Here is a 10678-nt window from a genome sequence, read left to right as displayed (position 1 = left end):
TTGTTGACATAACCGAGGGCATGCGCCTCGACCGCGCGCCGCAGCGGGCCCGGCTTGTTCGCGGTGGCGAGCACCAGCAGCCGGCAGGGTCTGGGACCGGGCAGGTGCCGGCCGCCCTTCTCGGTCCGGGTCCCGTTCTCGTGTCCGTTCCTGTCGGCGCTCCTGTGTCCGCGGCCGCGGGGCCGTATCGGAAGCTCCCCCAGAGGAGTCATGTCGTACGGGTCGGAGCAGTTCAGATCAGCCACGCAGACGTCCGGACACACGCTTCGCGCACGGCCCGGCGCCGTGCCCCACGGGGTGTGAAAGACATCCAGATCCTCTTCTCGCGCCAACCGCTCCGCAAGGGCCGAGCGCAGCAGACGCTCGTCGTGCACCAGAAGTACCCAGATCACGTCCCACCTCTTCAGTAATTCCCGCTCCGCGTAGGTCACTTCGTCCAGTGGGGGGGGCCGATCTCGTGGACAGTTACCCACGACGTGGGGAGTAAATGTCGATATCTGTGAATCTGTTGCGTTGGCCGTGCCGTGATCAACCGAGTCGGAGCAGTTGCGTTGCGGCCCGGGCCGGAGCCTCGCCGCTGGTGCAGAGCGTCCACGCCGCGGCCATGCGGGTGCCGGGGCCGTCGAGCCAAGGGGCGGGGAAGCCGTGCCCGCCGGTGATCCGGGAGCGGCCCTTGCCGGCCATGCAGCGTCGCCGTAGGACGGCCAGTGACATCTCGCGTCGGGTGGAGGACAGGATGCAGGCCACCTCACGGCAGCGACCCAGTGCGGCGCGAACCGCGGCCAGGTACTGGTGGCCGGTGTAACGGGTGGGGCCTGCGTCCAGCGCGATCACGGCGTCAGGGTGGCCGGCGACGGCACCTGCCACGGCGTGCGCTCGGGCCGGTTCCCACTCGGCCCCGCCAGCGAGGCGGCCCCGGCGGCGATGCGCTCGTGGAGCTTGACAACATGTGCGTGCCGAATACCGCATCCACTCCGGTCACAGGTGTGATGCACAGTCACCGGAGGTGAGCGGCTACCTTGTCCGTGCGCTTGCGGGGATCGTCCGCACACCACCCCGGCCCGGCCGTCGCCCCCCCTGGTCGTCCCCGCACCCGCGGGGATCGTCCGGCCTGGAACTGATGGGGGACCGCGAGTGCATCGTCGCCCCCGCACCCGCGGGGATCGTCCGCGGCGCACGCTCGCGGTCGTCTCGGCGTTCACGTCGTCCCAGCGCCCGCGGGGATCGCCCCAACCTGCTGTGGACGTGCAGCAGTTACGAGTCACGACAGTCATCGGTGTCGCAGACGACAGCTACCCCTTGTAGGCGTCGGTCCCCTTCCTGAGCACGGCATACACCGGCACGCACGGCCAGGCCCGCTGGACCAGCGGTTGGAAGACCGCGTTGAACGCCTTCGGTATCACCTACGACGGCTGCCTCTCGCCCAGCGCACCTTCTTCACCTTTATCGCCGACTCGCGCGGCGGGTGTGGACTGGATCGACTGGCGTACCGAGGACCGGGGCCTGAGCTGCTTCCCCGGCCTGCACACCGCCGGCTTCGGCTGGTTCATGCACTCCTTCAACACCGGCGCCACCACCGTCATCATGCGCAGGTTCATCGCGGACGAGGCCACCCGGCTCATCGAGCGGCACGCGGTCACCCTCCTGTGGGCGGCCCCCGCCATGCTGCGGATGATGCTGGCCGAGCAGGGCACGACCCGGCAGAGCCGTCCGCGGCCACGCGGCGATCATCGACCAGATGGTTTACACGCACACCATCTACGACCCGCTGGGATACGTCTTCCGTTCCACCCACAACGCCGACGGGCACCACAACGTGGTCCGTTTCAAATGGGTGATGGTGGCGCAGGCCACCGGCGAGATGGAGATGAGCGGGCAGGACCTCCTCGTGCTCGGCACGGACGGGCGGATCCGGAGCGACTACCAGGTCCACGACCGTCTGCCCACGTCCTTCGTCTACAACGACGGGTACGAGGAGCACGGCGTGGCGGTCCGGCCGGCGCGCCCGCATCGGGTGGGCGGACAGCAGGTTTCCGACCGGCCGGAACCCTAAGGCCCGGGCCCCCAGCGGTCCCGGCAGGTCGTTCGTGCCCCAACGCCCCAACGCCCCAACGCCCCGCGGCGCCGGGGCGCCGCGGGGCGTTGTCGTGCGATCAGGCCGCGGCCGTCTCCACACCGCTCGGGCAGTACTGGCGGACGAGCAGTTCCGCGGTCTTCAGCGCCATCCGCGGCGGACCCCCGGCGCCCAGGACCTCGGCGTTGGAGAGCAGGCCGGCGATGACGAGCATCAGCGCGTCGGCCATGTCCTCGGCCTCGGCCGCCCCCGCGAGGGCGCCCAGGTCGCAAAGCCAGTCACGCAGCTTCCGCAGATGCCGTTCCGACTCTCTGCGGCCCGGGTGCGCGGGGTCCCGGAACTCGGAGGAGGTGTTGTAGTAGATGCAGCCGTGGAAGTCCGGTGACTGCACGCTCTTGTAGAAGAACTCCATCAGAGCCATGATCTGACGGGCGGGGTCGCCCTGGTGGGGCTCGGTGACCTCGCGTGCCGTGCGCCACCACTCCACGTCGCTCTCGCGGATCCAGGCGGCGACCAGCTCGTCCTTCCCGGCGAACTCGCGGTACATCAGGCTCTTGCCGACACCGCTCTCGTCGATCAGCTGCTGCATGCCCACGGCCCGGACACCTTGCTCACCGAAGAGCCTGGACGCGGTACTGAGGATCGTCCGTCTGGTGCCTGGCCTGGGTGTTCGCGCCATCTCTGGTTCTCCTTCCCGCTGCCCCCGCAGTCCGCCGCCCCAAGCATACGTTTGACAGGGGCCTTCCTGGGCGCTAGAAATGGACCGATCAGTCCGGGACTGATCGGTCCATAATTCGGCCACCGCTCCTGACGTTGAGTCCGATCGGAGTTTTTGATCATGACCGAGGCCTCTTCCACCTCCCCGCCCTCCGCGCGGGTTGTACCGGCAGCCACGGCCCCACCCGTGGTCAAGAGCCTTCCGCTGCTGCTGATCGTGGTGTGCGCGGTTCAGTTCCTCGACGCGATGGACATCGCGAGCATGGGTCCGGCGCTGCCCCTGGTCCAGAAGGACCTGGGGATGTCCGCCTCCGCGCTCCAGTGGGTGGTCTCCGCCTACGCGCTCGGCTTCGGCGGCTTCCTGCTGCTCGGCGGGCGCCTGGCCGACCTCTTCAACCGCAAGAAGCTGCTGATCGGCTGGCTGCTGGTGTTCGTGGTCGCCAGCTGCCTGGGCGGCTTAGCCGACAGCGGAGTGGTGCTGGTCGTCGCCCGTCTTCTGAAGGGGGTCAGCGCGGGCATCACCGCGCCGGCCGCCATGGCGATCCTGCTGAACGCCTTCCGGGACGAGCAGGCACGCAACCGTGCACTCGGCACCTTCCTCGCCGTCGCCTCCGCCGGATACTCCCTCGGCCTGCTGCTCGGCGGCGTGATGGCCGGCGTGTCCTGGCGGCTGATCCTGTTCCTGCCCGCCGTGGTCGGCCTGCTGGTCGCGCTCGTCGCCGCCTCCGTCGTGCCCGGGCAGCAGCAGGAGACCCGGCGGGGCAGCGTCGACGTGCTGGGCGCCCTCACGGTGACCGGCGGCGCGGTGTCGCTCGTCTACGGTCTGAGCCGCGCGGCCAGCCACGGCTGGGGCGACTCCGTCACCCTCGGTGCGCTCGTGGTCGCCGCCGTGCTCTTCCCGGTGTTCGCCATGGTGGAGCGCAGGCACTCCGCGCCGCTGGTGCCGCTGGCCATCTTCACCCGGCCGCAGCTGACCCGCGCCAACCTCTGCATGCTGTTCTTCGGCGCCTACGTCTCCTTCCAGTTCGTGCTGACCCTCTACTACCAGGACAGGCTCGACTGGTCGCCGCTCCAGGCCGGCCTCGCCTTCCTGCTCGGCGGTGTCCTCACCGCCGCTACCGCCCGCTACGGCGCGGCGCTGGTGACCAAGTACGGGGCTTGGCCGGCGGCCACGGTCGGCCTGGTCATGCTGAGCGTCGGCTACCTCGGCTGGGTGCTGCTGCTGGGGCACGTCGACCCGCTGGTCACCCTCTTCGCCCAGCAGCTGCTCGGCGGCCTCGGGTTCGCCGCCGTCTACCCTGCGCTGAACATCGCCGCGGTCGGCAGCGCCGGCGCCGATGAACAGGGCCTGGCCTCCGGCCTGTTCAACGCCGGTGCGCAGATCGGCAACGGCATCGTCATCGCGATCACCGCGACCGTCTTCTCCCTGACCTCCGGAGGCGGCCTGGTTCCCTACCGGGCCGGCCTGTGGACCGTCACGGCGATCACCGTGGCCGTGACCCTCGTCGCGCTGGCGGGTGCGGTGCGCCACCGGCAGCAAACGGCGTAATTCCGGCCGCGACCACGGTCGCGGCCCCCGGTACGGCCGTGTAACGCAGTGAGTGAGATTTTCGGTTCCCCCGCATCCGCCATTGCGTTACACGACCTTTCGCGCGAATGAACATTGCACCTGGTATTCGCATGCGGAAACGCCGGATTGCACGCCTTGATATGTGGAGGTTTTGTGGACCAGTGTCGTTGACGCGTGAAAATCGAACCCCTTAGGATGACGGACTGATCGGTCCGATGAGTTTCATGTACGAATCCGATCGACTTGTCTAACGGAAAACCAGCACGGCGGCAGGTAACTTTCCAACTTGGTGGGTAGTAAAGGGGTTCGCGGTGTTGCTGTTCTCGGTCCTGGGCTGCATCGAAATAAGAAAGAACCGCTCTGCGGTACGGCTCGGCGGCGCCATGCAGCAGACGCTGCTGGCCACACTCCTCGCGTCCGGCGGCGACCTCGTGACCACACGATGGTCGGCCCGCTCAGCGGCGCGAGGGCCCGCTCCAGCTCGGCCGGGATCTTGCGGCCCTTGTCGTCCACCGGCACGTTGTGGATCCGGCCGGAGCCGAACCCGAGATAGCGGGCGGCCAGATCAATGGTCATGTGATGCTGGGCGCCGGCCACGATGTGCACCTCGGGGCGCCGGTCAGCCCGTCGCGCTCGACATCCGAGCCGGCCTTCGCGAGCAGCTTGTGCCGCGCCGCGGCCAGCGACGTCAGATGCGCCACGGTGCAACCTGTGGGGAAGCCCACCGAGGCGCGCTCCGGCAGCCCCAGCAATTCCAGCATCCACTGCGCGGCGACGTGCTCCGCGACAGCGATGGCGGGGGAGAGGTTGTAGAGGCTGGCGGTCTGGTCCCAGGCGGAGACCAGCCGTCCGCGGCGATGGCCGCGGGCAGCGTGCCGCCGGTGACATAGCCGAAGTAACGCGGCCCGTTGGCGGTGGGTATACCGCCCTCGGTGGCGGCCCGCCCGAGCAGCTCGATGGTGTCCGAGGGGGAAACCGGCCCGGCGGGCAACGGGCCTCCGAACATTTTCAGCAAATGTTCCGTGCCCGCGGTCGCCCCCACCGGGCGTTCCGCGAGACCCGTCAGATATTCGATGGCCTGTTCGTAGGCCAATCCGAGTGGCGCGTTGTCCGCGTTGGTCATACATCGACCGTGGGTCGCGGCCACTGACTTTCCGCTGACTTCCTCGCCGGCCAGCTTGGACTACCACGCCGTCCAGCCGATGTGACTTTCCAAGGTGTCCCGTTCGGAACGGGACCGGAACGCAGAAATGAGGGTGCCCCGCCATGTCCGACGAGCAGACCCGCAAGGTTATCGAGCAGTTCAACCAGGCCTTCCAGACCCACGACCCCAGCCTGCTGAAAGACGTGATTGCCCCGGACTGTCGACTGGAGAACTCCGGCCCCGCTCCGGACGGCTCGCGCCACGCCGGTTACGACGAATGTCTGGCCTTCTGGACGGCGATCGCCGCCAACGAGGGGGCCGACTTCATCGTCGAGGAGATGTGGGTGGCCGGTGACCGCTCCGTCGTGCGCTGGACGCTGCGCTGGGGCGGCGCCCCGGGGGACTTCGTCCGCGGTGTCAACGTTCACCGGCTCTCCGGCGGGCAGATCGTGGAGAGCTTCGGCTACGTCAAGGGCTGAACGCCGGCTTCAGAACACGCGAGGGCGCGGGCCGAACGGCCTGCCCCCCAGGGCATCGACGTCCGCGCGCTCGCGGCTCGGTCAGTCCAGCTGCGAGACGATCATGACGCAGTCCTCCAGGGCCTTGGCGGCGTGCCCCTTGCCCTCGGTGTCCTCCACCAGCTGGGTGTTGCCGGGGGAGAACCGCCGCCAGGTGCCGTCGCTGACACCGCACTCCAACGAGCCGCTGACGAGCCATGATCTGGCGGCGCGGCGCCGGAGGCGTCCGGCAGCTCACGCGGAGGCGTTCAGCAGCTCGTCCAGCCGTGCCAGCCCGGCATCGGCCCGCTCCGCGGCCGCCAGATCGTCCGGTGCGGCCGCGCACGCCGTGAACAGCTCCACGACGCGCTGCCCCTGCGCCTCGATCTCCTGCGACAGCTCGTCCATCCTCCTCACCCCCTCCCGGTCGCCTCCACCCGCCCCGCTCAGACCGCGTTGCACGCCCGGAAGAAGTGCACCAGCGCCGGCAGGCTCGCACCGTGCTGGAAGGCGATGTATTCGGGGAGCACCGTGTCGGGCGCCCACTTCTGCTTGTAGTCCAGCTGCGTACGGGCCGGGTAGATGTGCGCCCCCTGCTCCCACATGCGTGTGCACATCGATACGACCCGCGTTCGGCACAGGTATCTCCCTCTCCGCCCCCGTTTGAAAGAAGCTTGTGGAACGTAGCCCGCCGCCGCCATGCCCGCTATTCGAGTGCCTCGGGATGACCTGAGCGGCCAACGGCCGCATTGGACATCGCTGTGAGTTCTTGGGTTCTATGGGCTTGATCCGCTTTGACGGACATCTGAGATCAGGGGCTCTGCCCCGAGAGGATGTCCATCATGGAGAGCATGGGGAAGAAGAGCCTCGGCCTCGCCGTTCGTTCACGCCGGAGTTCAAAGCCGAGGTCGTCGAGCTGTGCCGGCGCGGTGACCGCTCGGCGGGTCAAGTCGCCAGGAACTTCGACCTGACCGAGGCCGCGGTGAGGCTGTGGGTCAGCCAGGCCGAGGTCGACGCGGGCGAGCGCGACGGGCTGACCAGCAGCGAACGTGAGGAGCTGGCTGCGTTGCGGCGGGAGAACCGGCGGCTGCGGGAGGACGTGGAGATCCTCAAGCGGGCCACGGCTTTCTTCGCGTCAATGTCGGGCTGTTGGCGATCGGCGGGTGGACGCGGGCCGAAGTCGTCTTTGGTGGCTTGCCCTTGATGTGCCGTCTTCCGGTGGCAGGATCCTGCCGATCGGTGGGCTGGCTCGTTTCTTCGCTGCCCCCGCGAGGCGGTGGCTTGTCGGCGATGTGCCGCCCGCCGGTCGCAGGCCGTCCGGTGCGGTGTGGCTTGATAGGAGCGTGCCACTGGCCCGATTGAGGCGTGCCCCCGACGCCGGATGATTGCCCGAACGCCCGGCATCGTCGCAGGGAGGAACGTTGATCGTCGTCGGAGTAGACGGACACAAGAACAGCCACACGCTGGTGGCGGTCGATCCGCTCGGGAAGCGGCTGGCCGAGCTGACCGTGACCGCCCGGCCAGCCGGCCATCTCAAGGCGCTGGCCTGGCTGCGCGACTTCGGGCCGGTGCTGGTGGCGGTCGAAGACTGCCGACATCTGACCCGCCGGTTCGAGGCGGATCTGCTGAACAGCGGCCATGCGGTGGTGCGGGTCCACACCCGGCTGATGGCCGGGGCCCGTCGCTCGGCCCGCGAGCGTGGCAAGTCCGACCCGATCGACGCCGAGGCAGTTGCCCGCGTCGCGCTGCGTGAACCCGACCTGCCCAAGGCGTCGTTGGACGGTCCGAGCCGGGGCATCAAACTGCTGGTCGACCACCGGCGGACCCTGGTCGCTCAGCGCACCGCCATCGGCAATAAGCTGCGCTGGTTCCTGCACGAGCTCGACCCGGAACTCGCCGTCGCCTCGCGCGGCCTGCGTCGAGTGTGCCTCTTGGACCAGCTCGCTCAGGCCCTGACCGAGCACCGCGGCACGATAGCTGCCATCGCCGCTGAGCTGGTCGCGGACTGCCGCAGACTGTCCGAGCGCGTCGATGCACTGGAGGGCCAGATCCGTCGCCTGGTCGCTGTCCAGGTACCGCACCTGCTGGCCATCCCAGGCTGTGGAATCCTCGGCGCTGCAGTACTCATCGGAGAGACCGCCGATGCCACCCGGTTCACTTCCAAGGCCGCCTTCGCTCGGTTCAACGGCACCGCGCCGATCCCCGTCTGGTCAGGCAACAAGGTCCGCGTACGACTCAACCGGGGCGGCAACCGCACCGTGAACCACGCACTCCACATGATCGCGGTGACCCAGGTTCGAGGTGACGGCGAAGGAGCAGCTTACTTCGCCAAGCAACTCACCGTCGGCAAGACCAAGACAGAGGCCTTGCGTCTACTACGGCGCCGCATCTCAGACCGTGTCTACCGAGCCCTCCTGGCCGACCAAGCAGACCCCGTTCAGTCCCTTGACCCGGCACCAACGACACCCATGAAGCTGGCGGCTTGACATAGGAGTCGACCGTTCACCTGCGGTGACGCCCCGCGGGCGTGAAAATCGGTACAGGGGCTGTCCGCCGACGCGCTTGATGTTTGGGCTGTGAGCCCGCATAGGAGTCTGGTGAGGGAGCCGTCCGAGGGGGCCGCACACTGTCGCCTTGAGCACGCCGATCAGCTTCTCCGTTACCCCTCTGGCTTCCCGGGCAGCCCCTGCCTGCACCATCGCACCAGGGGGTACGTCATGGAGGAGTTGGGAGAAGACCACGACGACGGGACGGTCGCCAGGGTCGCGGCGATCGACATCGCGAAGGCGTCCGGGATGGTCTGCCTGCGCGTCCCGCACGACACCATCGAAAGCCGACGTGTTCAGAAGGTCTGGACGGTCGCCTCGACCACGAACACGATCCTCGAACTCGGTGACCGGCTCGTATGCCAGGGCATCGAGCGGGTGGTCATGGAAGCGACAGGCTCGTACTGGCGCCCGTTCTTCTATTTGCTGGAGGCCCGCGGCCTGGACTGCTGGCTCGTCAACGCCCGTGACGTGAAGAACGTCCCCGGGCGCCCGAAGACGGACGAGCTGGACGCGGTCTGGCTGGCCAAGCTCGCCGAACGCGGCATGGTCCGCGCCTCGTTCGTCCCGCCGAAGCCGGTGCGACAGCTGCGGGACTACACCCGCACCCGCATCGTGTTCGTCCAGGAACGCACCCGGCACAAGCACCGCGTCGACAAGGCCCTGCAGGACGCGCAGATCAAACTGTCCGGCGTCGTCTCGGACCTGTTCGGCATGTCCGGGCGGGCCATGCTCGACGCGCTGGTCGCCGGAGAACGTAACCCGCGCACCCTGGCCGACCTCGCCAAGGGCAACCTGGTCAAGGAGAAGCCGGCCCTCATCGAGGCCCTGACCGGGCAGTTCGAAGACCACCACGCCCGGCTGCTGCGGGTGCTGCTGTCCACCGTCGACCACCTCACCGCACAGATCGACGAACTCGACCGGCTGATCGCCCTGACGCTGGAGGAGATCACCACCCCACCAGGCAGCACATGCACCGGGGACGAGGCCGCCGCGGTCAGTGCGCGGACTCTGGCCGGGAAGCTGGACGCCGTCCCCGGGATCGGGCCGACGACCGCGCAGATCATCCTCGCCGAGATCGGCGCGGACATGAGCCGCTTCCCCACCCCTGAACACCTGGTGTCCTGGGCCAAGTTGTGCCCCCGCACCATCCAGTCCGGAGCGAAGAACACCTCGGGGCCGACCGGGCAGGGAAACCCCTGGCTCAAGGGCGCTCTCGGTGAGGCCGCCAACGCCGCCGCCCGCACCGACACCTTCCTCGGCGCCCGCTACCGGCGCATCGTCAAACGCCGCGGCCATGCCAAAGCCCTGGTCGCCGTCGCCCGCTCGATACTCGTCATCGCCTGGCACCTGATCAACGACCCGGACGCCTCCTACCAGGAGCTCGGTGCCGACTGGCACCGCCGTCACCTCGACCCCGCCCGCAAAACCCGCGACCTCGTCCGCCAGCTCCAGGCCCTCGGCCACCAAGTCGCGCTCAGCCCGGCATCAGCCTGACCGTCCCGTCTCACCGACATCCGGTCCGCAAGCGGCCCGGATGCTTCCGCCTGCCCTTCCGCACATCGATTTTCCGATCAGCATCAAGAGACCCGGTGACGGTGCACCCGTTCATCGAAGCGGAGAAGCGAGACGGTCACAACGTCAAGCGCGCGTGTGAACTGCTGCAGGTCTCCCGAGCCGCCTTCTATCCCGCCGCAGCGGCAGGCCCGGTCCGCGGGCGGTCCGCGACGCCGAGCTGACCGAGAAGATCACCGAAGTCCACGAGAACTCCCGCGGAACCTACGGGGTCCCACGCATCCACGCCGTCCTGCAACGACAGGGCGAGGACTGCGGACGGCGCCGCATCGCCAGACTGATGCGCAACGCCAGGCTGCAGGGGCGGCACCGCAGACGACGACAGCTGCCGACGATCCCCGACCCGCGGGCCGCCGCCCGGCCCGACCTCGTCGTCCGGGACTTCGCTCCCGACCCGGGCGGCCTCGACGCCCGCTTGTGCGGCGACATCACCTACGTTCCCACCGAAGAAGGCCGGCTCTATCTGGCCACCGTCATCGCCTCCCGCCGCGTGGTCGGCTGATCCACCGCCGACCACCTGCGGACCGAACTGGTCGCGGACGCTCTCCGGTCAGC

Annotated in this window: 12 protein-coding genes and 3 pseudogenes; 7 read left to right on the top strand and 8 right to left on the bottom strand. The window is 68.7% G+C overall.

Annotated elements, in window-relative coordinates:
* The 3 genes and pseudogenes from ABZ910_RS32990 to ABZ910_RS32980 form a co-directional block, all read right to left on the bottom strand.
* Positions 1 to 263, bottom strand: a pseudogene (locus ABZ910_RS32990) (hypothetical protein); the annotation flags it as partial.
* A 265-nt stretch (positions 264 to 528) separates the two neighbouring features.
* Complete coding sequence (locus ABZ910_RS32985; protein ID WP_361372513.1) at positions 529 to 834, bottom strand: hypothetical protein; 306 nt, start codon at positions 832 to 834, stop codon at positions 529 to 531.
* Positions 835 to 1403: 569 nt separating this feature from the next.
* A complete protein-coding gene (locus tag ABZ910_RS32980) occupies positions 1404 to 1664 on the bottom strand; it encodes a hypothetical protein (RefSeq protein ID WP_361372511.1) in 261 nt (86 codons plus the stop codon).
* On the opposite strand from ABZ910_RS32980, the gene ABZ910_RS32975 reads away from it, so the two are divergent.
* Positions 1549 to 2433 (top strand): hypothetical protein, encoded by an 885-nt coding sequence (locus ABZ910_RS32975; protein WP_361372523.1) that lies wholly within the window; start codon positions 1549 to 1551, stop codon positions 2431 to 2433. The two genes, ABZ910_RS32980 and ABZ910_RS32975, sit on opposite strands and share 116 nt — an antisense overlap.
* Positions 2434 to 2591: 158 nt before the next feature.
* On the opposite strand, the pseudogene ABZ910_RS32970 reads toward ABZ910_RS32975, so the two are convergent.
* Positions 2592 to 2753, bottom strand: a pseudogene (locus ABZ910_RS32970) (helix-turn-helix domain-containing protein); the annotation flags it as partial.
* 225 nt (positions 2754 to 2978) lie between these two features.
* Between ABZ910_RS32970 and ABZ910_RS32965 the strand changes: the two are divergent.
* Complete coding sequence (locus ABZ910_RS32965) at positions 2979 to 4340, top strand: MFS transporter (protein ID WP_361372509.1); 1362 nt, start codon at positions 2979 to 2981, stop codon at positions 4338 to 4340.
* Between the two features lie 593 nt (positions 4341 to 4933).
* Here the strand turns inward: ABZ910_RS32965 and ABZ910_RS32960 are convergent.
* The gene (locus tag ABZ910_RS32960) at positions 4934 to 5122 is read right to left on the bottom strand and encodes a hypothetical protein (protein ID WP_361372507.1); all 189 of its coding nucleotides are present in this window, start codon (positions 5120 to 5122) and stop codon (positions 4934 to 4936) included.
* Between the two features lie 505 nt (positions 5123 to 5627).
* Here ABZ910_RS32960 and ABZ910_RS32955 point away from each other — a divergent pair.
* Positions 5628 to 5984 (top strand): nuclear transport factor 2 family protein, encoded by a 357-nt coding sequence (locus ABZ910_RS32955; protein ID WP_361372505.1) that lies wholly within the window; start codon positions 5628 to 5630, stop codon positions 5982 to 5984.
* 81 nt (positions 5985 to 6065) lie between these two features.
* Here the strand turns inward: ABZ910_RS32955 and ABZ910_RS32950 are convergent, their stop codons facing one another.
* Genes ABZ910_RS32950 through ABZ910_RS32940 form a run of 3 tightly spaced genes read right to left on the bottom strand, consistent with a single transcriptional unit; the run spans position 6066 to position 6607 of the window.
* Positions 6066 to 6203 (bottom strand): hypothetical protein, encoded by a 138-nt coding sequence (locus ABZ910_RS32950; RefSeq protein WP_361372503.1) that lies wholly within the window; start codon positions 6201 to 6203, stop codon positions 6066 to 6068.
* 54 nt (positions 6204 to 6257) lie between these two features.
* Entirely contained in the window at positions 6258 to 6410 is a 153-nt protein-coding gene (locus ABZ910_RS32945; protein WP_361372501.1) for a hypothetical protein, read from the bottom strand.
* Positions 6411 to 6448: 38 nt separating this feature from the next.
* Positions 6449 to 6607 carry a hypothetical protein gene (locus ABZ910_RS32940; protein WP_361372527.1) on the bottom strand — a complete coding sequence of 53 codons (159 nt, stop codon included), beginning with the start codon at positions 6605 to 6607 and terminating at the stop codon, positions 6449 to 6451.
* Positions 6608 to 6780: 173 nt separating this feature from the next.
* Here ABZ910_RS32940 and ABZ910_RS32935 point away from each other — a divergent pair.
* From ABZ910_RS32935 to ABZ910_RS32920, 4 genes and pseudogenes are all read left to right on the top strand, one after another.
* A pseudogene (locus ABZ910_RS32935) lies at positions 6781 to 7131 on the top strand (transposase); the annotation flags it as partial.
* A gap of 256 nt (positions 7132 to 7387) precedes the next feature.
* Positions 7388 to 8488, top strand: a complete 1101-nt coding sequence (locus ABZ910_RS32930; RefSeq protein WP_361372499.1) for an IS110 family transposase — start codon at positions 7388 to 7390, stop codon at positions 8486 to 8488.
* A gap of 231 nt (positions 8489 to 8719) precedes the next feature.
* Entirely contained in the window at positions 8720 to 10045 is a 1326-nt protein-coding gene (locus tag ABZ910_RS32925) for an IS110 family transposase (protein WP_361372497.1), read from the top strand.
* A 238-nt stretch (positions 10046 to 10283) separates the two neighbouring features.
* A complete protein-coding gene (locus ABZ910_RS32920) occupies positions 10284 to 10625 on the top strand; it encodes an IS3 family transposase (RefSeq protein ID WP_361372521.1) in 342 nt (113 codons plus the stop codon).
* The last annotated feature ends 53 nt before the right edge of the window (positions 10626 to 10678 follow it).

It is taken from the genome of Streptomyces sp. NPDC046805 (assembly GCF_040645355.1).
In the GTDB taxonomy this organism is placed as follows: Bacteria; Actinomycetota; Actinomycetes; order Streptomycetales; family Streptomycetaceae; genus Streptomyces.
Note: the sequence above shows the minus strand (reverse complement) of the source record. Positions and strands in the feature narration are given on the sequence as shown.